This window comes from Aestuariibacter sp. A3R04 (assembly GCF_018860805.1).
Lineage (GTDB): Bacteria > Pseudomonadota > Gammaproteobacteria > Enterobacterales > Alteromonadaceae > Alteromonas.
In genome coordinates, this window is the sequence record NZ_JAHKQR010000001.1 from 90,438 (window position 1) to 110,768 (window position 20,331).

A 20,331-nucleotide genomic window follows, 5' to 3' on the forward strand; every position below is an offset into this window, starting at 1 on the left:
AAAGATGAATGACTGTCAAAAAAAGAATTTCCAAAAGTACTATGTCGATGTTCTTTAGAACAGCATGTGACCGTGAGCTCTATCTATCTTTGCATACTGGTAAAAAAGAGAACATCGAGGCCGCCGGACTTTCAGTACCGCTTAAGTCCCGCCCAGGCGTTCAGATCATTACCAAAGCAGGCAATGATTTTGAGCGCGGGCAGTATGAGATGTTAGTGAGGGAGCTGCCAGGCAACGTTGTATTCGAGCCATCGTTTAACGATGTCGACTTGCTGAAAACCCTATCGGCGCACGTTGCTAATACGCTCATAATTCAGCCTGCTATAGAACCCGAAACCTTTCGCGACACCGTTCTTGGCAACCTTGGGCTCACTCATACCGAGCAGTCCTTGATTCCGCCCCTGAGTGGAATGCGCCCCGACCTTGTCTATGCATGGGCAAATCCGGAACCCGATTGGGAGGTGTTGCCCGACGGAAGACGATCGCATATAGATGGTAGCGACGGCCGTATTGCGTTATCTGTTATCGACCTAAAAAATGTTCAGGAGGGCAATGCCAGCTATGCAGCAGAAGTGTGCCTGTACTCAATATTCCTATCTAACTATTTGAGCGTTAACAATCTAGACGATCAATATTACGTCTCGCACCAGTGCTTTCTTTGGAGTAACGCAGAACTATTCAATTTCAGCCAAGCATTGATTGCCAAGCCGATGAAAACCCCATTGGAGAAAATCGATGCATTGCGGTATGACTGGGAGCCAGTTAATTACCTGCTTTACATGCCAAGCGTGCTCAAGTTTTTCAGGGAAGATCTAATTCGGGTAATTACTATTGGCGACTCCAGCGGTTGGAAATCCGTCGATTACCATGTCTCTGGAAAATGCAATGCTTGCGATTGGCTTGGTGTAGAGAAATGGCTTAATCCAACAGATAAAATTTTCTTCCAACATAATCCAGAAAACTATTGCTCCAGAGCTGCTGAAACACAGGACCATCTTTGTAGACTTCCTGGCTTAAGCAAAGGTGCACGACAAATTCTGTCCAATAACGGTGTGAGCACTGTTAATGCACTGGCTCAGGTGCCAAGCACCTCACCCGCCATACTTGGCAAGCATACCTTTTTGAAGCGCGAACGAAATTCAATCGAAGGTAAAGCCCAGGCTTTATTGACCAATAGCCTAACGACCGACGCCAACGCAATTGTCGCTGGGCTTGCCCGGGATATAAATTTGGAGATCGATATTACGGTTAATTTTGATGCATCCTCAGGATACTTAACTGGCATTGGCTTTAGAGCAAACCTGCTATATCCGTATGGTTCAGCGAGTGCTCCGGAGCGCTTAAGCCTTACAAGTTTCATAAACCCTAAAGACGAGGTGGTATCTGAGTGGGGTGTGGTCCAGAACTTCATTGAGGAATTTGTCCGAGTTGTTGATTCGGCTGTTGACAAATTTGGCGCACAGAATCTTGGCAGTCCCAAGACGCAAATTTACTTTTGGGAGGTTCGCCAGTATGAAGAGCTTTGCAAAGCCTTCAGTCGTCATTTGGGAGCAATTCTTGCTCTGCCTACGGCCAAGCAGAAAAGCCTAGCTTGGGTATTTCCACCGGATGAACTGATTGAAAAAGAGGACGGTGAAATAAGTCCTGCAATTGTGTTCATCCAAGATATTATTCAGCGAATTGTGAATACACCAATTCCCTTTGCGCTTACCCTTTTAAGGGTGGCAGAAGAATACCATCTAGCCCAAATGCCACCGCAAAATGTGGACAACTATTATCAAGAACCGCTTGGCAACAGCATTCCACGCGAGCGTATCTACGAGATATGGAAATCCCCAGCAGGTGTATTCATGCGTGGTTCCAGGACCATTATGGTTCATGATGCTATCGCCGATTACGGCAAGGCGCTCAGGGCTCAGGCATATTCCCTAGCGACTATTACCGCTAGATTGCGACATGACTTTAGAGGCAAGTTAAAAGGCTCGGCGCGTGTTCTTCGTTTGCAAGGTGTTTCAGGGAAAAGAGGTGTAGCTGACGATTCGAAGTTGTGGGCACAATGGGAGTTGGTCAATGCCGCTACGAGCAAGGTTGAACGGGTTTCTGAGTTCACTATGCCCGGAGAAAGACTGGAATCGTCTTTTAAGGCGATAGTACTAACACGCATTATTCGTGTGCTAGGCCCGTACCATTTTGAATTTGAAGTAAGCCCAGACTCAACAGAGTCGAAACTAGAGGAAGGTAATAATTTTCTTTCCCTAGGCTCAATTAGCACTCCTGGATTTCTGCTTCAAAACGGGTTTTCCTTGGGCATCACACCGTCATTTCCATATCCGGTTGCTGACCAGCTTAGAGTGCCTACTCACAAATTTATCGCAGCCTCGCTGATTCGATTTGATAGGGTAAATCGGCTGGCAGAAGTGGAATTTAGACCTCGTTTTAACCCGGCAGCGTTTGATGCTTTATTTCAATCTGCAATGAGTAGTGCCCCGATTAACAACTGCGCATCACCGGTATTTCTAATGGAGTCAGCACCATACGATGATTCCGACAATACAATCGATATCCTCGAAGCTATTGGCCACCCTGTTAACTCGAAAGCAGACAGGAATGCAGTCATTGCTTTAGGTCGACGCGCACCATCGAGTAAAGCAGGTACTGATACGGCAACGCCCGCGTCTGCTGTACTTTGGGAGGCTAATAAGCTAGCAAAGCAGGCTGTCCGGAATCATTCAGAGGTCACAGCAATTGTTTCAAAAGCTAAGAGCTTAAACCGGCATCCCCTTAATCCAAGCCAAATCGATGCTATTAAAGGTTGTGCGAAACAGAGCCTCAGTATTATCTGGGGGCCTCCTGGTACTGGCAAAACCGATACGTTGTCGGCATTGATTCATGCGCTAGCTTCAGAAGCTATTGCGAAAGGTTCCGGTCTAAAAATTCTGCTAACCGGCCCTAACTATCGCGCTGTTCAAGAATTAATAGACAGAACAATCAGTAGTATTGAAAACGACGCATCCTGCGCGCTCGACGTATTTAGCGGCTTTTCTCGATCAAGAGAGCCTGTACCTCTGAATCTTAATGCAGCCCATTTGGGTGGAGGTGCATTAAGGTTTACAAACAGCGATCCGCTGTACGGAGCATTTTTGCAAAGCATGCAGGATGTCAACAGGGTGACAATTGTTGGTACCGCTGCACATGCCCTGCCATCGATGGTTCAACTGCTGGGCTACCAAAGCTCATTGGCACCCATATTCGATTTAACGATTATTGATGAGAGCTCGCAGGTTCCCGTAACGCTGGCACTACGCGCCTTAGCAGTTCTTAAGGATTCATCTCAGTTGGTGATCGCAGGAGACCACATGCAAATGCCGCCAATTGCGAGCCTAGATGCTCCAGTTGGCGCAGAGTATCTGGTTGGGAGTATCCAGACATATCTATTGCAACGGTTCAACTTGAAGCCATTCCCCCTGCTGGTCAACTATCGTTCAGGTGCAGATATCGTCGCTTACGCACGAAGCCTGGACTACCCTCAGGCTTTGGTTCCCGAATTTCCAGATTTGCGAATACATCAAATCAATGCGCCTAGCAGTGCTCCGGCTGCGACCGGAATTTCTTATTCTCCTCTGATTGGTGAAACATTAGCGCCGAACAAATCGGTAATCAGTTTAATTCATGAAGATATCGCTTCATCTCAAGCAAATCCCGAAGAGGCAGAATTAGTAGTTACTTTGATTTGGCACTTATTTAACAGCGCCAGCTATTTCCTCGACGGAACGAAGCAGACAGTTCACCACAGACCTGCAAACGAGGATGAGTTTTTCGAAAAATGCGTGGGAATAGTAACGCCTCATAAGGCCCAGAAATCGCTGATAATTTCGAAGCTAAATCAACTGTTCCCAAGCGCAGATAAAGAAAAGATATTTTCTGCGGTCGACACTGTTGAACGATTTCAAGGTGGCCAGCGACACACAATTATTGTTTCATTTGGCGTTGGTGATTCAGAAATTGTGGAGTCCGAGGAAGAGTTCTTGATGCAACTAGAGCGGACCAATGTTGCGGTATCGCGCGCTATGGCCAAATGCATCATGATTATGCCAAAGTCACTCGCCTATCATTTGCCAAGCGACAAAAAAGTTGCACACTCGGCAGTTGCATTGAAGTCTTATCTTGACGAGTTTTGCTCAAGTTCCTGTAAGTATGTTCATCCGTTATCTAGTGGACCTAGAGAGTTTGAGCTGAGATGGCATTGAGAGCTATGAACTAAACCCTTAGAACGTGAAAGTCGAACTCAGAGGATGCTGTTGAGTTCGACCTCATTTGTTCTGCTTGACGCTTTCCTTCATCAGCTGTTTTTGCGTTTCTGACTGATACGACTTTCCAGTTGGCGCCTGAGGATTCGAGTGATTCCAAAAAAAGTTTTTTTGCGTCGACTTTGGCGGAAGGAATGATGCCAAAACGAACAAACATTCTGAGCTGATCAGACGTCGACAGTGCCATGTTGCTCCATACTTTCCCTAGCGATGCGGCGAATACAGCTTGGCCACCATGATCCAATTGTTCATCGACACTATAATCAACATAGTCAGGACCACCCAAAAACCAGTTTCTTAACCACTGGTCCTGCACATATGTACGCATGCCATAGTAAGGCGGAGAAGTAATAACTGTGGTGAAATCTCTTCTTGAACCGTTAAATGACTCGGCAAGTCGAGAATCACCATTCAAAATTTGCTGAAAGCTTCCTGAAACTTTATCGCCAAGACCATGAAGACGCAGGGTTCGTTTGCTTATGACCGTTAAAACATCGATCTTTGGTGGCTTCATATTGCGCTCTTTCCAATACCTAACGGAGTAGTCTGGCTTCGACGAAAACGTGCGCGGCATCTGATTTGAGAAGTAGGAAGCAGTATCAATAGATTTAGTGAGAGGACCATGCAGCGCTCCTAAACAGACAGCCCTTAAGACAACAGAGGCATCGGTCTCGCGTTGGATGTTTAGGAGTCCATTTCTGATTTTACAGACCTGCGAAAGAGTATCTTTGTGATATGCCCACTTAAAAAAATCAGTTGTAGGTAGCTGAGTATCTCGCGCCGTGGAGAGCAACTTCTGAGCAAGTTCAATAACCTCATCGCTCTTGCAACTTGCTAGTTTTGCTCTTGCTATCGCAACAGCAACTGGGGAAGAGTCTACTCCCCACGCATCAATTCCAAACTTTCTTGCAGCAAACAGTGAAGTTCCTCTTCCGCAGAAGGGGTCCATTACAACCGGTGATTCTGATTTGAGCTTCTTCAGAATTCTGGTCGGATATTCCAAGGGAAACATTGTGAAATAGGGGCAGACAGCATTTAATGCATTTTCTGCCAAATTACTCATTTTCCCCATATATAAAAAATCCAAATGCAGTGTATATAAAGGATTATACTAACTTATTTTGCCGTTATAATGGAGTGTTTCCTTGCAGGAATTTTGCTGATTCTTCACATTACAGGTTCAATTAATCGCAGCTCTCCATACCACACCTAACTAGCGCATGAACTGTTCTGGTAATTCACTGAGAACTTGCTTTTGATTTGGGATAGTAGGTGCTATTCATTGGAATCGTAATGAGTTACGGCACCAAAATTCGCTCTAAACCACACATCATTCTCCGGTCCACAAAGGTGGTGCAGCAGCGCTAGGTTGATCTGGTGGCTGATCACGTTGCCGTTTAGTTTTCCGTTGGTTTTTCTTAAACCGCTCATTAATAACCCCGTGCATGATTTGCCCATTTGCTCCGGCGAACTGGGCAGGCAAAAGGCGCGGTTTTGCTGTTTGGGGTGCAAGGTAGCGCGCTTTCCTGTTTTAGATAAAGGCGTAATGCACCAAAAAATACAGGCATTGGCCGGTGTGTTTGCTTGCAATGTTCTGGTTTGTATTGTGCCGTTCATATATACCGGTAAAAAATGTGCCGGTAACAAAACCAACCCGCCTTGCGCATGGCCATCAATCTCAGGTAAAGGCAGCCAATACAGGTTTGGCCATTGCTCGGGGCTTTGCCATTTTTCTACGATCACTTGCGCGCCAATGCTGTTCAGCCATTGGTGAATGGGGCAGCCAGGGTGTGCTTGTTTAACGCGCGGTAACTGATAGGTCAGCCAGCGGGTTAAGCGTTCGGCGGCATTATCGCACTGGCTTAGTGCCGGGTAGAGGGTAAACGCGCCATGCCCAATCAGTAACGCGACCACCTGCTGTATCCATTCTCTATCCCAATCGTTAGCACTTGCCCATAACACGTCACTTATCACCTTTTGGTTCATCATGCCGTCTATTTTCAGTGCTCGGACGCAGACTCGGTGGTGAATTAGATAAAAGAAATGGCCATCAAACTAACCAGTCAAATCGGTTTGTCCTGATTGACCTGTGCGCGGCTAACTGTTTGAAATACATCGTCCAATACAGCGCTGTTTGGCGGCATTGGGCTAGTGCAAAAAAATCGAGACGCCAAACGATCGTTTGCATTCTGGGTTTAAAAAATCAAACGGTTTGTACGTTGGAGTCGAGGTTGGTTTAGAGTGCAAAAAGTGCCAAATCTTGCTTTGTGCCAGTACCGGCAAGGCCTAGCAGCGTTGGATTTCAATCGAGACGCCAAACAGTAAATGGGCTAATTTCCCTGTTTGGCGTTTCGATCCAAAAGCCAAACGGATAGTGGTTTTGGCGTAAGGGGGTAAAGCCATGGGGAAGTGTGTTTGCGAACACGCGAATGATTGCCCTGCAAAACCAATCGACAAAAACGCCATCTTGGTTTATATTTTTAAAATAATTTTAGTTTCTATAAACCAGAGGTCTGTATGATTGGAGAGCGCATAAAACGAGCCCGTGCAGCCGCTGGCCTGTCGATGCAGGCCTTGGGTAAGCAAGTTGGTATTAGTGCCAACATGGTTAAAAAATACGAGCACGACCAGAGTATGCCTTCGTCGGGAGTTTTACTTAAATTGGCGACGGCTTTGTCGGTTCGTACTGAATACTTCTTTCGCCCAGCACAGGTGACTTTGGGTGAGGTGGAGTATCGTAAAAAAGCCTCAGCTTCAGCTAAGTTGCTAAAGAAGATTGAGTCTGATGTGGTTGACCAAGCTGAGCGCTGGTTAGCGCTTAAAAATGTATGGCCAAACTTCCCGATAGCGAGTTTTAACTACCACCCCGACGTTCCTGTTGTAAGCACTTTAGACGCAGTAGAACAGGTTGCTGCTAAAGTCCGTACTGATTGGCAGTTGGGTATGAATCCATTGCCAGACTTAATAGACTTGCTTGAGTCTAAAGGTATTCTGGTGATTGTCAGTAACGTACCCCAAGCCGATAAATTTGATGGGTTACAAGCCAAAATATCAGGGCAGCCAATTGTTGTTGTGTCCTCTCATTGGCCTGGTTGCCGCCAGCGGTTCACATTGGCGCATGAGCTTGGCCACCTTGTTTTACATGGCTTACTCGATGAATCCATTGACGAAGAGATGGCCTGCAACCGCTTTGCTTCTGCGTTTTTATTGCCCGAAGTAGGCCTTTTTCAGCATCTAGGAGAGCGACGTTCGAACGTAGACCCCAAAGAGCTATATTTCCTGAAACACGAATATGGCTTAAGCATGGCAGCTTGTTTGTATCGCAGTGCCGACCTTGGTGTGATCACCGAAGAGAAAAAACGCCAAATATTTATACAGTTCTCAAAAAACGGTTGGCGCAAGCAAGAGCCTGGGAATCCTTATCCACAAGAACAGACATTATTGTTTGAGCAGTTGGTTTATCGTGCATTGGCAGAGGGAATTGTTAGTGAATCGAAAGCCGCTGAGCTGTTACAGATGTCAGTAATGGCATTGCATAAGCAGCGTCAAATGTTAGATTTTATGGAGTGTTAAATGGCCGACGTTAAACCTTGGATATCAATGGAAAAGCAGCTTTCACTGCTAAAGTCACGCGGCCTGCTTATTGATAATGAGCATGCCGCAATGAATTACCTTTCACGCATAGGTTATTACCGCTTGAGTGGCTACTGGTATCCACTTAGAGAAATAGACGTAATGTCTTCAGCCGAACAAAAGTGCCCTATTAGATTTGATCACTTTTACCAAGATAGTCATTTCGAGGATGTTGTTAATTTATATGTCTTTGATAAAAAATTGAGATTGCTTGCTCTTGATGCATTAGAGCGGATTGAAATGGCTGTCAGAGTTGATGTAGCTCATTTACTGGGTGAGAAAGAACCTTGTGCGCATGAGAATCCGGAGTGTTTACACGGGAATTTCACGAAAAAGCTAATTAAAAAAGGGCCTAACAAAGGTAAAACTGAGCACCAAGTTTGGCTTGAAAAGTATAACTCGATGTTACGTCGATCTCGCCGTGAACCATTCATTACTCACCATAAAAGCAAATATGATGGTAGGCTACCTGTTTGGGTTGCTATTGAAGTCTGGGATTTTGGGTTGTTATCACGCTTATTTGAAGGTTTGCAATTCAAAGATAAAAACCATATTGCAAAAAAATATGGGCTTGCTGACGGCGATACAATGGCAAAATGGATTCGCAGTCTAAACTTTATTCGCAACGTATCTGCTCACCATAGTCGCTTATGGAATATCAACGTGTTGGAACCTTCCCCATGCCCTGATCATTGGCCAGATATTAAAAATACAAAGCCATTTTTGTACTTTGCTATCATGGCTCAACTCATGGGAGTCATTTGCCCAAACTCAACTTGGTTACCTAGACTTGTCGAGTTACTTAAAGCTTGCCCAGCATCGAGAAACGGCATTTTAACGTTAGATGATTTTGGAGTAATCAGTGATTGGGAGAAATGGTTACTTCGGGGGTAGAAATGAGAACCGACGCGTACAAAAATGCAGTGGCGCCGGTCATATTGTTAGCAAGTGTAGGTTCGATCAGATTATTTGTCAATTACATTTAACCTGTTTCAATGTTGACGTTAGAACTAATCAAAGCGATTTGATTGAAATATCAGCATAAAAAACGAAGGGTAAAGTCGCTGCCCCCAATTGCCCCATTCCTTGGGGCAGTGTAATTTCCTCTTATTCACCCTCTAATGCTCGTCATATCAAGTGTTGCCCCATTGTCCCAACTGCCCACGGTAAGTGAGCAAATGGGGGATTGTTAGTTTCGCCTGATGGGCCTTTTCGGCATGCGGCTGCGTTTGCCATCGAAGAAGGCCAATACCCTGAACCAATAGAGTGATTCTTCATAACCTAGGCTATGCGTTGGGCGTGCTGGCGGGATGAGCCCTAGTTTACGTCCTAGGCTGACAATCACGTAGAACGTGAGTTTTAGCGTCAGCCACGGGGCGAGAACCACCAATGTCGTCAGGCAATATCGAGTAAGTGCGTAGCCTATGCCATGAGGCTGTTCGAGTAGGGCAATGCCAATACACCAGCCAAGGCCTGCCAGCATGGCTATTGGAAAGGTAATGGGGGCGAGTCGCATCATCAGTTGCATGTTAACGCCCTCCTGTGTTGTGCTGTGAAGGGTGCTCAAAGTTCACCAGCGGTTCAACCACATCAGCTACGGTTTGATGGGCAATACGGCGCTCTTCAAAGTAATCGTGTCGGTCGTAGATGCCCTCAACGCCTTTTAGCTTATGGTTAAGACAGCGTTCGGCCACGTTGCCTGCAATGCCCAAAGAGGCGGCAAGGCTGCGAAAGGTGCGGCGCAAATCGTGTACGGTGAAGTGTTCAAGCTTGCCCATTTTATTGGGTGGCTGCTTTTTGCGCCCAGGCTCGCGACCAAACAACTTAGAAATGGCGCGGTTCAGTGTATCTGGCCCCATATGTGGACGGTGGCTTGCTCGTCTGGCTGGGAAAACATAAGGCGATCCACAAGCACGGATTTGCAGCTCGTTAAACCAGGTAATGGCTTGGCGCGGTAAGGGGATGCTGATCGGCACGCCAGTTTTACTACGTTCTTTGGGTAGGTCCCATACGCCCGTGGTTAAGTCCATTTCACGCCACATGGCTTCACATAGTTCGCTTTTGCGCACGCCCAACACCAAAAACAGGCAGCAAGCGAGGTAGTTGTCGCGGCCAAAGCTATTGATCTGGGTATGAAACACGCTAAAGGCGTAGTGAATTTCCTCTTTGCTGAGCATCCTGTCTTTACTGGACTCCACGCCACCGGCATCGTCCACGGTAAATGCTGCGGCTGGGTTGTTCAGCGTTAAGTCGAGCTTTATCGCATGTCGAAACAGCTGCTTCATGTACATCAAGGTATCGTTGGCAATGGTAGGGCGGTTACTTTCTCGAATGCGCTCTAATACTTCGCGTACGTCACGTGCAGTCACCTCAGCAATACACTTAATGCCAATGACAGGGCTTATGTCTTTGGTGTAAACCCGATACGGAATCTTGGGATGCTTTAGTCGTCTACTCAGATCGGTTCGATACCAGTCATGGAACAGTTGATCCACGGTTTCAATGTCAGGTAACTCGATTTTCTGTTTTTCTAGAAGAGGATCATGCCGTCACGTACTTCTTTTCGAAAATAAGCCGCGGCAATTCGAGCGTCTGCCAACGACATCAAAGGAAATTGCCCCAAGGTTGCTTCTCGTCTTCCTTTGGCTGTGGTGTAGCGGATCATCCAATAAGGCGAGCCCTGTTTGCGGACGCAAAAGTATAGCCCTTCACCATCTGAATATTTTTTGGGGTCGGCTTTGCTGTATGCAATAACCTGTTTTGCTGTGAGTTTTCCCATGTTTACTCCATAGTTGCTGAAATAATGGAGGGGGCAATAATGGCTGCCCACCACCGATTTGCTTATTGAATCAGCAGCTAACCTGTTGTGGTGGCGAGTTAAATGCGAAAATTGGGTAACTTACTGCCCACCAATTTGCTCACCGCAAAATGCTTATTGAGCAAAAATGAGGGGACTGCCCACCATTCTGCCCACCACTAAACAGGTAGTTGGTAACGGACATCTGCAAACCGATTTGGACGGGAAAAATAAAAAAGCCCTGTATTTACAAGCAAATAACAGGGCTTCTAAGACATTCTTGGACGGGTAAAAAAACTATTCGATGTTTTGGATCTGCTCTCTCATCTGCTCAATCAACACTTTCAGTTCAACTGCCGATTGGGTAATTTCACTGTTGATGGATTTTGAGCCCAAAGTATTCGATTCGCGGTTAAATTCCTGCATCATAAAATCGAGTCTACGGCCGCACGCACCGCCTTTTTTGAGGATGTTACGGGTTTCTTTTACGTGGGCATTTAGGCGGTCGAGTTCTTCTGCTACATCAATTTTTTGTGCCAGCATTACCATTTCTTGCTCAAAACGACCGGCATCCAGTTCAACTTTCGCTTCTTCAAAACGGCTTTGAATTTTTTCTCGTTGCCATTCCATAATGGCGGGCATCTTCTCGCCAACAAAAGCCACTTCTTTTTCGATACCGTCAAGACGCTGTTCAATCATCGCTTTTAACGCATCGCCTTCAGTGGCTCTTGCTTCAATAAATTGGCGTAAGGTTTCGTCAAAGGCGGCAAGCATATCACCTTGAATGGCATCCATGTCGGCTTCTTCGGCGGCAATCACGCCCGGCCAGCGCAGTACATCTAATGGGTTCACGCCAGTAGACTGTCCATGAGACTGTACCCAATCGGCGGCATGCATGACTTCTTTGGCCAGCGTTTCATTTAAATTCAACTTGGTAACGGCGGCATCGTTAGCGTTAAAGCGCAAGGCGCACTCTACTTTTCCACGCTGTAATTTCTTGCGAAAACGTTCCCGTAAAACAGGTTCTAAAGAGCGAAATTGCTCCGGCAGGCGAAAATAGGTTTCTAAAAAGCGCTGGTTCACCGAACGCACTTCCCAAACTGCCGTACCCCAATCTTTTTTCACTTCGTTGCGGGCGAACGCCGTCATACTATAAATCATACACATCCTCCTAACGGATTTATGTCTAGTTTACGCAGATAACCGCCAGTTGTCAGCGTTAACCTGTTGAGGATGCACTGGACAACGAGTAGCGCCGTCGATGACGAAAGATAAACCTGGCATTAGGATCGGCTTGATTAAATATATGCACATAGCCATTGAACACCTTATTTAACACGTTTATGCTTTCATAGAATTTAATTTGTAGTCCAGTACATTGAGTGGTGCTGGAGAAGTAACTCAAGGACGTGTGTATGTTAATCCGTTCGCTAGTCGCGTTATTTTCGCTGTTAAGCCTTTCATTTTCTGTCCAGGCTGATTTTTCCGTTCAGGACATTGCCCAAAAATACACTTATCAACAAGCAAAACTGTCGCCCGACGGAACCAAAATGGCTGTTGCTGTTATTCACAATGGGGTTCGCAACCTCATGGTGTTTAACATGTCAGATTTTTCCTCAATAGGAGGCCTCGGCCTTGGTTCACGTGGTGAGGTCGGTGATTTTTACTGGGGTAATAACGAGCGCATCGTGTTGGAAATTTGGCGTCGCGCACCTTGGCAGGCTGAACCCTCCTTTTACGGCGAACTGTATGCCGTGAACTACGATGGTTCACGTGGTGAGCTGATATACGGTTTCTCGGTAGCTGAACGCTCAGACACAAAAATTCAACGTAAAAAACAAACCGATGGTTGGGCGAGAATTATTAGCACATTACCTGGCAATGACCGGGAAATTCTCATTTCTTCAGAGCCGCATTCTCGAGGGGGCGAACGTTTCGCTTCGGTACATAAGCTGGATATCTACACGGGCTCATTGCGGGCACAAATCACCAAAGCGCCAGCGCAGCGGGCTTCTTTTTTTACAGATAAAGCCGGTAATCTCGTTATGGCGACGGGTATCAACGCGAACGATGATGAATTGGTGTTTCGCCGACAAGGCGATGAGTGGGTAGAGGTATCCAATGAATTTGGCGAAGGCTTTTGGCCAGTGGCATTAACCGATGACGCCAGTTCAGCAATTTATCTGGATAACTACAGGCAGGACAAAATTGGTTTGTTCAGCATGGATCTCAAAACCGGTGAACGAAAAGAGATTTACACCGATGAAGTGGTGTCCTTGCAGCAGGTAAACGTAACCACAGATAAAACATCTGCCTACGCTATTCGGGTTGATGACGGACGTCCTGCTTATTTAGTATTCGACAGTGCTGGTGAAGAAGCGAAAATATTTAAGAGCTTGTTGGGCACGCTTCCGGGTTACAGCGTACATATTGCCAGTCGATCTGAAGATGGCAATTTGTGGATTATATACGCTACCAACGATATCGATGCCGGTACGTTTTACCTGTATGACAAAAAGAAAAACAAAATAAGCCAGTTGTTTGCCAATATGGATCATATCTCAATTGATGATTTCTCTGAATCTACACCAATCAGCTTTACCGCGTCGGACGATAAAACGATTCACGGCTTTGTGACTTACCCGGTCAGCATGAAAGAAGGGGAAAAAGTGCCTTTGGTGACTTTGGTTCACGGCGGACCCCATGGCGTTAGAGACTACTGGGCATTCGACCGTGAAGTACAATTACTGGCCAATCAAGGATACGCAGTATTACAGGTTAACTACCGTGGTTCTGGTGGTTATGGAGCCGAATACCAGGAATCGGGTTACAAGCACTGGGGTGATAGAATTCAGCAAGACATTATTGAAGGTACGCGATTTATCATTGAACAGGGTAAGGTAGATGGAAGTAAAGTGTGTATTATGGGGGCCAGCTTTGGTGGTTATGCCTCTGTGATGTCTGCCACAATGGCACCTGATTTGTTTAAGTGTGCCGTTGCTACTGCAGGCGTATACGACTTAAACCTTATGCTTACTACCGGAGATATCACCGAATTTCTTTCTGGTGATGCTTACCTGGAAAAAGTGCTAGGTACTGATCACGCTCAACTTACTGCATTCTCCCCTGTCACACATGTGCAAAAATTGTCAGGACCTGTATTAATTGCTCACGGGTCGCGTGACCGCAGGGTTCCTGTTGAACATGCGGAGAAATTAAGAGACGCCCTTAAAGCGGCAGGAAAACCGTATCAGTGGTTTGTTGAAGATACCGAAACCCACGGTTTCTACGATGAAGATAATCGGGCTAGATATTACCAGACAGTGGTGAATTTCTTGCGAAGCAACTTGAACTAGTTGGTCAAACGCCGCTTCTGCGGCGTTTTTCCTTTAAGTTTTTAAGAACGCCGCTCACTAACATTCAATTTCTCTTCTTGTTTGCGTTATAATTGCCGCTGTTTAATTGATGCAGTTATTTTACCCTTTCAGGAGACTCCTATGCGTCCAAGCGGCAGAACCGCCAGTCAAATTCGCCCTGTTACTATTACCCGTAACTACACATGTCATGCAGAAGGTTCGGTACTAGTAGAATTTGGAAACACCAAAGTGCTGTGCAACGCGACAGTGGAAGAAGGTGTTCCCCGTTTTATGAAAGGGCAAGGAAAGGGGTGGATTACCGCTGAGTACAGTATGTTGCCGCGGGCAACGCATACACGTAGTGCTCGGGAAGCCGCGCGGGGTAAACAAGGGGGGCGCACGCTGGAAATTCAACGCCTTATCGCGCGCTCTTTGCGCGCAGCCGTAGATCTAAAACTTCTTGGTGAGAACACGATTACTCTCGATTGTGACGTGATTCAGGCCGACGGTGGAACGCGTACCGCGTCTATTACGGGTGCATGTGTGGCCCTGGTCGATGCGCTTACTCATATGAGAAGTAAAGGCATCATCAAAACTAACCCGTTGAAATTTATGGTCGCGGCGCTATCTGTGGGGATCCACGAAGGCACGCCTATCGCTGACTTGGAGTACACGGAAGATTCTACTGCAGAAACCGATATGAATGTGGTCATGACTGAAACCGGGCAACTTATTGAAGTTCAGGGAACGGCAGAAGGCGACCCCTTCACCTTTGATGAAATGAATGAAATGCTGGACATTGCCAAACACGGCCTGCGTGAATTATTTGATATTCAAAAAGCGGCGTTGGCATAAGAGGCCCTTATGAAACCATTTAAGCGAGAATTTATTGAATTCGCGATAGCCAGGGGCGTACTCAGGTTTGGCGAATTTACGCTGAAAAGCGGGCGCACCAGTCCGTATTTTTTTAATGCAGGGTTGTTCAACCGCGGTGGAGACCTGGCTAAATTAGGGCGTTATTACGCTGCTGCATTGGCAGATGCCGCCATTCCGTTTGACGTGCTGTTTGGACCTGCTTACAAAGGTATCCCCATTGCAACAACAACCGCTGTGGCCCTCGCCGATCATCATGATATGGATATGCCTTATTGCTTTAATCGCAAAGAAGCCAAAGATCATGGAGAAGGCGGCAATCTTGTTGGCAGCCCGCTAAACGGGCGGATCATGCTGGTAGATGACGTGATTACGGCAGGTACCGCTATCCGCGAGTCAATGGCATTAATAGAGCAAAACAATGCCATTCTTGCAGGTGTATTAATTGCACTCGACCGTCAGGAACGGGGTAAAGGTGAGTTGTCAGCCATACAAGAAGTTGAGCGAGACTTTAATACCCAGGTGGTAAGCATTGTGTCGCTGACGGATGTTATTGAGTACCTCGAGGAAAGTGGTACCCATGGTGAGCATATGGCAGATATCAAAGCTTATCGTGAGCAATATGGCATCTGAGATGTTGAATAAAGAAGGAACCGCTGATCATGAGCTCGACGCCCTTGGTTTGCGGTGTCCTGAGCCTGTGATGATGATAAGGTTACAGGTTCGTAAAATGGCAGAGGGCGAAACTCTGTTAGTGACTGCCGACGACCCTTCTACTGCCCGGGATATTCCCAGCTTCTGTCGGTTTATGGAGCATACCCTTGTCGCTTCACAAACCGACAACATGCCCTATTGGTATCTGATCAAAAAAGGGCGGAATTAGTTCTTAATTCCGCTCCGTTAGTGCTTGGATCAGCAATCGCTGTAACCTGGCTTTGTCCTTTACATCCACACCGTGAATATCACTGATATGCAGTACTTTCCGGCGCAGCATTTGTTTGATCATATCTTCGTCCAACTGAACGGCAATTCTGGTTTTATTCATTGAACCATGCATTAGTGTAGTTGCCGGTGGCGGTAGGTTTCGCGTTCGTAGCAGGCTGCCGCATGGGCGAGTGTGTTGTCTATGGTATGGATCAACATCAGAATATCGTAGTGACAAGCAAATAACGGTGCAATGCCTCGCAGTTGCTGTTGTGCGCCATTCAGGCAATTTGCAGCTTCTGCACACTCTGCATTGCTGGCAAAGTGATTGGCCAGATGCATGGCAATGTTGCCAAAAATACTGAGATCCTGCTTGGTAACAACCTCAGATTGATCCGGCTTTTGAAGCGACAAAACCACAGCATGGGCTATTTCAAAGGCTTGCTTACTGGCTTCCAGGGCTTTTTGATGCAGCCCTTCGCCAGCGTATTGCAGTGCTGCCTCAACTTGTTGAAGCCGGTGTTGTCTTGCTTGTTCGGGGTGAAGTTGAAGCCACTTTCTGTATACTGGACATAAATATTCTGTTTTCATCTTACGCACCTCCTGATCATCAAAATAATGCAAATGATAATTATTATCAAATAAAATTGCGTTATCCGATTCGCGTTTTAAAATTGGTCGGAGATAAACCATAAAAGCACAATGAGCAGTGTAAGGGCGACGATGGCTTTGGCTTTGTAGCGTCTGATTAGTGATTCGGCGCGATCGCCACCGTAATAGACAGCGAGAGCCAGACCAAAATAGCGTAACGATCTGGCAATGACCGTGGCCAGCAGAAAGAGTAAAAGGGAGTATTGGGTGGCACCAGCGGCTAACATGGCGATTTGAAATGGAATAGGCGCCACGCCTAATGTCATGACAAACCAAAACCCCTGGCTCTCCATTTTACTTTTAACACTTTCAAATTGTTCTGGTGAAGCGAAAGTTTGGATAATCCAGTCGCCGACTATATCAAAGAGGTAGTAACCCAGGGCATAGCCAAAAAGCGCACCAACAACACAGCCGAGTGTGGCCATGAGTGCAATCGACCACAGTTTTTCCCGGCGGGCCTGCATTAGTGGAATCAATACAGCTTCCAATGGAATGGGAACAATGGTGGATTCAAGAAAAGACGCCAATGTGATGCCTTTTAACATGTGTTTTGAATCCACCATTTTGCTGGTGGTGTGCTTAAGCTTTTTCGATATGCCCATTTTTTCCTGCTGGTGCTCTGCAACTTTACCGTCACTAATAATAAGGTTGGTCATCCACGATGACCCGACAGAAATATGAAGTCATGCTGACATTCCCTTTATACGTCCTGGAGAAGGTGAAGTGGATCAACGGTCGTATCCCCTATTGTTGATGCAAAGGACAATGTTGAGGATACAAATCAATATTTCCGTACAAGTTTTTTTAACGACCTTAAATCAGGAAGAGACTTCTCCAAGCAGTACTGTGTAGTCTCCACTTTGCAACGTGAAGCGAAGGGTTCCGGTTCGGGTTTTGGTTTCTGTCGCTTCGGACAGTAGCTGATAGTAAACATTTTGATGCAGGCGTGCCCATAAATTTCGCCTGACATTAACGTATGGGATGGCACTGTTGTCCGACGCGGAAAATCTCAATTCAACGGGATGATTGTTGCCAACTACTACGCGGTCGTCCTGCAGGGTGTTTAGTACTAGTTTCTTGTCTTCCCATTGCCAACCAGCAATAATAAAGGGGACGTCTTGCACTCGGATGCCAACTTTCTCCACTGGCGTGACCAGGAAGTAATCATTACCTTCTTTTTTAAGTACAGATGAAAACAGATTGACGAGAGATGCGCGGGATATGGGGCTTTGGTTGTAATGCCACTGCCCGGATCGGTCAATGACAATATCGATGTCGCCGCAAAATGGCGGGTTCCAGTTTTCAACTGGGGGGAGTTCGCGTACTTTGTCAGTACGCGAACCAAGCTGTTTCTGTAGTCGGTTAATATCCATTGTCGACAAGCAGGGATTTGAGCTCTCTTAGCTTAGCTTTCACCCGTCGCATGTTGTCCGGCCCCGTTCTCAGTAGCTGTTTCTGTGGGGCGCTCAGATTTTCCAATTTAGGATCGGCAAATTTGTAGGCCACAGAATCTGAGTATACCTCAACGGGAACCGGGACTTCGGGCGTATCTAACAGCTGGTCAATGGCGTCTACCATTACGGATGAGAACGGTTGACCTGGATCGCCGATTTCGTCGTACTTTGCCTGTATCTCATCTTTGTATTTGTCGAACAATGTCACCAAGGCCTCATTGTCAAAAGATTCCAACATGGCTACGTAAGGCGTATACCGCTTGTAACTTGCCGCATCTATCCATTCTTTATCTGCTTGGCGATAGATGCGGAAGCTTTGCTCCGGGGCGGCAAGAGGCACTTGCTGGGCTGGCGCCATTTGATCATTGGCCACGTTAGTAACAGTTACTACGAAGCGCTGAATAAGGCCTTCATTAACAATCAAACGGTTTACATCTTCAGAATCTGAAATGTCGGACAAGGCCTTTTCGAGCCCTTCATCTGATACGTCGAGGGGTTCCGGTTCTACCGGCTCCGGCAAGGGGGCCACTTCCTCGACGGGCTCGATTTCAACAGGCTCTGGGGCAGGGGCTGGTATGAAGGTATCCGGTTCTTCAACGACAGGTTGTGTGTCTACCGGTTGCGTTTCTTCAACAGCAGGCGCAGGCGTTTCCTTCGACGGCCACAATAACACAGCAATAATTACCACCACGATAACCGCAATAATTAAGAAATGCGGTGCCAGTGTTTTCTTCTCTGAATTGTCACTCATTCTCTTTTCACCCTGTTTCAGTCCCATTCGTCCACATACTACCAGAGATATGCTTTCTGTTTTGAGGGGCAATTGGAACAATTTGTTCCATTGACCCAACAAATTCCTCTTTTTTAACAGTTTTCTACTCGCAAAAGTCGTTTTTTGATCGCTTTTTTCAGGTAATAACTGAGAAATAAGGCAAATGTATTACAAGAACTTAATCTTTATTCACTCTGTTGTGCTGGCAAAAGGCTCAACATGTTTTTACACTCAATGCTATCGGAGACCTTGATACCATGTACAAATTTCACTATCGCGACATTACCAGCCGGCCCGTTAACATCGACTACCTGGAAGTACAATCTTACGAGATGAATATGTATCTCGTTTTCCTCATCATCGGTGATAACGCCGGCCTTGTGTATCATGGCAGCGACAAACCCATGCGATTTTTCAGCGCAGGGCACATTCGCGAGGCATTTTCACATTGTCAGGTGGAAAAATCCGTGATGAAGCACGATACACCCTATGATGAAATGATTGGTAACCCACCTAAAGCTTTGCAGGCCACGGCGTTGCCATTTAGCATGACGTTGCCATATTAAAGCGATGGTAATGCAATGTCCCTGAGATCCGTCTCAACATCTGGGCGTTTCGCCAGTATATACGCCCTGGGTTATTGAGTTCGAATAGCCGTGGTATCAGCGTGATCAGCACAAAATGCTCACATATTTCAGGCGAGCTATTAGATTACGTGAACATTTGCGATGTAAATTGTATGACTAATCCCACTACGCTACCAGCCGCGAAGCCGACCCATCCGTTTTTATTCCAATAACGAAAGAGTGTAGCGCCAAACAGGCCACACCAAATCATTGCGCTGTAAACAGATAACATGCTGTCTGATTGGCTGGCACCGGGTAGGAATAACATCACAATAAACAACAGCGCCATCGCGCCTGACAACAATACCCACATGATGTTTCTACGATTGGAAAAGCTGTCCTGAGGAGTTGTTTGAGACATAACACTCGCCTTAGCATGGTTTGGTTAACTATGCGTTATGGCAGGCGAGTGGGTCAATACAAGAATATAAGACTTTAGTGGTGGTGGCCGAATTCTACGCTCAGCAATTCCACATTGTCGCGGAAGGTGAGGGTTTTTATGTCACCCTGACCTTCTACATTTAGAGTATTGATTTGTGCTGGCCACAAATCCCGGAGTGCGTCATGGCGTATTTTAAGACCTCCCAGTACCGGTGGCTGAGCGGTTTCCTGATAGACCCAGAAAAACTTACCTTCCACTTCGTATCCCAGTGTTTTTAAAGACAATGGGCTATCGTCGGCGTCTAATAAGTCAAAACGGAGAGCTACATAGTCGGCAAATGCCTGCTGTGTGGCGGTATCGTCCAGAATATCGGCGCTTTTATCAAACAGAGCTTTTACTGCGTGCTCAGCATCGTGTAGGTTAAACCGGTGCATCACTTCAATGTTTTCCGTACGCGGGTTAAACAATACAGTCGTGATAGCGGCTTTAATCTGATGGGCGTGAACAACTTGAGTGGCGATGAGCAGCAGGGCCATAAGGCCCCACTGTAGAGGGC

At 46.5% G+C, this 20,331-nt stretch carries 19 protein-coding genes and 1 pseudogene; 8 read left to right on the forward strand and 12 right to left on the reverse strand.

The genetic code is table 11. The features are described 5' to 3' along the window. The first annotated feature begins 8 nt into the window (after nucleotides 1–8). Nucleotides 9–4,247: an ATP-binding protein gene (locus KO518_RS00415; RefSeq protein WP_216023844.1), complete on the forward strand. Its 4,239-nt coding sequence runs from the start codon at nucleotides 9–11 to the stop codon at nucleotides 4,245–4,247. A 10-nt stretch (nucleotides 4,248–4,257) separates the two neighbouring features. On the opposite strand, the gene KO518_RS00420 is transcribed toward KO518_RS00415, so the two are convergent. Beyond that, complete coding sequence (locus KO518_RS00420; protein ID WP_252735698.1) at nucleotides 4,258–5,370, reverse strand: DNA methyltransferase; 1,113 nt, start codon at nucleotides 5,368–5,370, stop codon at nucleotides 4,258–4,260. Nucleotides 5,371–5,582: 212 nt separating this feature from the next. Then, entirely contained in the window at nucleotides 5,583–6,269 is a 687-nt protein-coding gene (locus KO518_RS00425) for a hypothetical protein (RefSeq protein WP_216024373.1), read from the reverse strand. Nucleotides 6,270–6,824: 555 nt separating this feature from the next. Here KO518_RS00425 and KO518_RS00430 point away from each other — a divergent pair. Then, nucleotides 6,825–7,880 (forward strand): ImmA/IrrE family metallo-endopeptidase, encoded by a 1,056-nt coding sequence (locus tag KO518_RS00430; RefSeq protein WP_216023845.1) that lies wholly within the window; start codon nucleotides 6,825–6,827, stop codon nucleotides 7,878–7,880. Further along, on the forward strand, nucleotides 7,881–8,834 hold the full coding sequence (locus KO518_RS00435; protein WP_216023846.1) for an Abi family protein: 954 nt from the start codon (nucleotides 7,881–7,883) through the stop codon (nucleotides 8,832–8,834). 295 nt (nucleotides 8,835–9,129) lie between these two features. Here the strand turns inward: KO518_RS00435 and KO518_RS00440 are convergent, their stop codons facing one another. The 3 genes and pseudogenes from KO518_RS00440 to KO518_RS00450 form a co-directional block, all read right to left on the reverse strand. Continuing rightward, on the reverse strand, nucleotides 9,130–9,468 hold the full coding sequence (locus KO518_RS00440; RefSeq protein ID WP_216023847.1) for a hypothetical protein: 339 nt from the start codon (nucleotides 9,466–9,468) through the stop codon (nucleotides 9,130–9,132). Between the two features lies 1 nt (nucleotide 9,469). Continuing rightward, nucleotides 9,470–10,719 (reverse strand): annotated as a pseudogene (locus KO518_RS00445) (tyrosine-type recombinase/integrase). 315 nt (nucleotides 10,720–11,034) lie between these two features. Further along, nucleotides 11,035–11,898, reverse strand: a complete 864-nt coding sequence (locus KO518_RS00450) for a YicC/YloC family endoribonuclease (protein ID WP_216023848.1) — start codon at nucleotides 11,896–11,898, stop codon at nucleotides 11,035–11,037. Between the two features lie 254 nt (nucleotides 11,899–12,152). Here KO518_RS00450 and KO518_RS00455 point away from each other — a divergent pair, with 254 nt between their 5' ends. From KO518_RS00455 to tusA, 4 genes are all read left to right on the forward strand, one after another. Continuing rightward, on the forward strand, nucleotides 12,153–14,093 hold the full coding sequence (locus KO518_RS00455; RefSeq protein ID WP_216023849.1) for a S9 family peptidase: 1,941 nt from the start codon (nucleotides 12,153–12,155) through the stop codon (nucleotides 14,091–14,093). A 141-nt stretch (nucleotides 14,094–14,234) separates the two neighbouring features. After that, nucleotides 14,235–14,948, forward strand: a complete 714-nt coding sequence (gene rph, locus KO518_RS00460) for a ribonuclease PH (RefSeq protein WP_216023850.1) — start codon at nucleotides 14,235–14,237, stop codon at nucleotides 14,946–14,948. A 9-nt stretch (nucleotides 14,949–14,957) separates the two neighbouring features. Beyond that, entirely contained in the window at nucleotides 14,958–15,599 is a 642-nt protein-coding gene (gene pyrE, locus KO518_RS00465; protein ID WP_216023851.1) for an orotate phosphoribosyltransferase, read from the forward strand. A gap of 1 nt (nucleotide 15,600) precedes the next feature. After that, nucleotides 15,601–15,849: a sulfurtransferase TusA gene (tusA, locus tag KO518_RS00470; RefSeq protein WP_216023852.1), complete on the forward strand. Its 249-nt coding sequence runs from the start codon at nucleotides 15,601–15,603 to the stop codon at nucleotides 15,847–15,849. 3 nt (nucleotides 15,850–15,852) lie between these two features. Here tusA and KO518_RS00475 read toward each other — a convergent pair whose 3' ends face one another. From KO518_RS00475 to KO518_RS00495, 5 genes are all read right to left on the reverse strand, one after another. Beyond that, a complete protein-coding gene (locus KO518_RS00475; RefSeq protein WP_216023853.1) occupies nucleotides 15,853–16,011 on the reverse strand; it encodes a hypothetical protein in 159 nt (52 codons plus the stop codon). Nucleotides 16,012–16,022: 11 nt separating this feature from the next. Then, nucleotides 16,023–16,481, reverse strand: a complete 459-nt coding sequence (locus tag KO518_RS00480; protein WP_216023854.1) for a hypothetical protein — start codon at nucleotides 16,479–16,481, stop codon at nucleotides 16,023–16,025. 77 nt (nucleotides 16,482–16,558) lie between these two features. Then, nucleotides 16,559–17,143, reverse strand: a complete 585-nt coding sequence (locus KO518_RS00485) for a YqaA family protein (protein WP_216024374.1) — start codon at nucleotides 17,141–17,143, stop codon at nucleotides 16,559–16,561. Nucleotides 17,144–17,359: 216 nt separating this feature from the next. Then, the gene (locus KO518_RS00490) at nucleotides 17,360–17,914 is read right to left on the reverse strand and encodes a DUF1285 domain-containing protein (RefSeq protein WP_216023855.1); all 555 of its coding nucleotides are present in this window, start codon (nucleotides 17,912–17,914) and stop codon (nucleotides 17,360–17,362) included. Then, nucleotides 17,904–18,746, reverse strand: coding sequence for a DUF3014 domain-containing protein (locus tag KO518_RS00495; protein ID WP_216023856.1), 843 nt, complete (start codon nucleotides 18,744–18,746; stop codon nucleotides 17,904–17,906). The genes KO518_RS00490 and KO518_RS00495 overlap by 11 nt, the downstream gene beginning before the upstream one ends. A 278-nt stretch (nucleotides 18,747–19,024) precedes the next feature. Between KO518_RS00495 and KO518_RS00500 the strand changes: the two genes are divergently transcribed. Then, nucleotides 19,025–19,333 (forward strand): DUF6482 family protein, encoded by a 309-nt coding sequence (locus KO518_RS00500; protein WP_216023857.1) that lies wholly within the window; start codon nucleotides 19,025–19,027, stop codon nucleotides 19,331–19,333. Between the two features lie 145 nt (nucleotides 19,334–19,478). Here KO518_RS00500 and KO518_RS00505 read toward each other — a convergent pair whose 3' ends face one another. Together KO518_RS00505 and KO518_RS00510 are read right to left on the reverse strand one after the other, a co-directional pair. After that, nucleotides 19,479–19,754: a hypothetical protein gene (locus tag KO518_RS00505; protein ID WP_216023858.1), complete on the reverse strand. Its 276-nt coding sequence runs from the start codon at nucleotides 19,752–19,754 to the stop codon at nucleotides 19,479–19,481. A 74-nt stretch (nucleotides 19,755–19,828) separates the two neighbouring features. After that, nucleotides 19,829–20,311, reverse strand: a complete 483-nt coding sequence (locus KO518_RS00510; RefSeq protein ID WP_216024375.1) for a DUF6702 family protein — start codon at nucleotides 20,309–20,311, stop codon at nucleotides 19,829–19,831. Nucleotides 20,312–20,331 lie beyond the last annotated feature (20 nt).

What these genes read in the sequence shown, in the direction of transcription:
- KO518_RS00440 (WP_216023847.1), bottom strand. Translation starts at nt 9,468, where the DNA reads ATGCAACTGATGATGCGACTCGCCCCCATTACCTTTCCAATAGCCATG.
- pyrE (WP_216023851.1), top strand. Translation starts at nt 14,958, where the DNA reads ATGAAACCATTTAAGCGAGAATTTATTGAATTCGCGATAGCCAGGGGC.
- KO518_RS00455 (WP_216023849.1), top strand. Translation starts at nt 12,153, where the DNA reads ATGTTAATCCGTTCGCTAGTCGCGTTATTTTCGCTGTTAAGCCTTTCA.
- KO518_RS00420 (WP_252735698.1), bottom strand. Translation starts at nt 5,370, where the DNA reads ATGAGTAATTTGGCAGAAAATGCATTAAATGCTGTCTGCCCCTATTTC.
- KO518_RS00450 (WP_216023848.1), bottom strand. Translation starts at nt 11,898, where the DNA reads ATGATTTATAGTATGACGGCGTTCGCCCGCAACGAAGTGAAAAAAGAT.
- KO518_RS00500 (WP_216023857.1), top strand. Translation starts at nt 19,025, where the DNA reads ATGTACAAATTTCACTATCGCGACATTACCAGCCGGCCCGTTAACATC.
- KO518_RS00495 (WP_216023856.1), bottom strand. Translation starts at nt 18,746, where the DNA reads ATGAGTGACAATTCAGAGAAGAAAACACTGGCACCGCATTTCTTAATT.
- KO518_RS00485 (WP_216024374.1), bottom strand. Translation starts at nt 17,143, where the DNA reads ATGGGCATATCGAAAAAGCTTAAGCACACCACCAGCAAAATGGTGGAT.
- KO518_RS00490 (WP_216023855.1), bottom strand. Translation starts at nt 17,914, where the DNA reads ATGGATATTAACCGACTACAGAAACAGCTTGGTTCGCGTACTGACAAA.
- KO518_RS00480 (WP_216023854.1), bottom strand. Translation starts at nt 16,481, where the DNA reads ATGAAAACAGAATATTTATGTCCAGTATACAGAAAGTGGCTTCAACTT.
- KO518_RS00430 (WP_216023845.1), top strand. Translation starts at nt 6,825, where the DNA reads ATGATTGGAGAGCGCATAAAACGAGCCCGTGCAGCCGCTGGCCTGTCG.
- KO518_RS00475 (WP_216023853.1), bottom strand. Translation starts at nt 16,011, where the DNA reads ATGAATAAAACCAGAATTGCCGTTCAGTTGGACGAAGATATGATCAAA.
- tusA (WP_216023852.1), top strand. Translation starts at nt 15,601, where the DNA reads ATGTTGAATAAAGAAGGAACCGCTGATCATGAGCTCGACGCCCTTGGT.
- KO518_RS00505 (WP_216023858.1), bottom strand. Translation starts at nt 19,754, where the DNA reads ATGTCTCAAACAACTCCTCAGGACAGCTTTTCCAATCGTAGAAACATC.
- KO518_RS00435 (WP_216023846.1), top strand. Translation starts at nt 7,881, where the DNA reads ATGGCCGACGTTAAACCTTGGATATCAATGGAAAAGCAGCTTTCACTG.
- KO518_RS00510 (WP_216024375.1), bottom strand. Translation starts at nt 20,311, where the DNA reads ATGGCCCTGCTGCTCATCGCCACTCAAGTTGTTCACGCCCATCAGATT.
- rph (WP_216023850.1), top strand. Translation starts at nt 14,235, where the DNA reads ATGCGTCCAAGCGGCAGAACCGCCAGTCAAATTCGCCCTGTTACTATT.
- KO518_RS00415 (WP_216023844.1), top strand. Translation starts at nt 9, where the DNA reads ATGACTGTCAAAAAAAGAATTTCCAAAAGTACTATGTCGATGTTCTTT.